The 456-nt window shown below is 54.6% G+C and carries 1 rRNA gene; it reads right to left on the reverse strand.

Annotation, left to right across the window (positions count from 1 at the left end):
- Positions 1-456: ribosomal RNA gene (locus M6G53_RS25080) — 16S ribosomal RNA — on the reverse strand; the annotation flags it as partial.

Consider the following 456-nt stretch of genomic DNA (forward strand, 5'->3'; position numbering starts at 1 on the left):
CGTACGGGACTACCCGGGTATCTAATCCTGTTTGCTCCCCACGCTTTCGCGCCTCAGCGTCAGTTAATGTCCAGCAGGCCGCCTTCGCCACTGGTGTTCCTCCGAATATCTACGCATTTCACCGCTACACACGGAATTCCGCCTGCCTCTCCATCACTCAAGAAGAACAGTTTCAAACGCAGTTCCAGGGTTGAGCCCTGGAATTTCACGTCTGACTTGCTCTCCCGCCTACACGCCCTTTACACCCAGTAAATCCGGATAACGCTTGCCACCTACGTATTACCGCGGCTGCTGGCACGTAGTTAGCCGTGGCTTATTCATTCGGTACCGTCATTTGTTTCGTCCCGAATAAAAGAAGTTTACAACCCGAGGGCCTTCTTCCTTCACGCGGCGTTGCTGGGTCAGGCTTGCGCCCATTGCCCAATATTCCCCACTGCTGCACCCCATAGGATTGGC

Origin of the sequence: Serratia nevei (assembly GCF_024160145.1) — a bacterium.
Lineage (GTDB): Bacteria > Pseudomonadota > Gammaproteobacteria > Enterobacterales > Enterobacteriaceae > Serratia > Serratia nevei_A.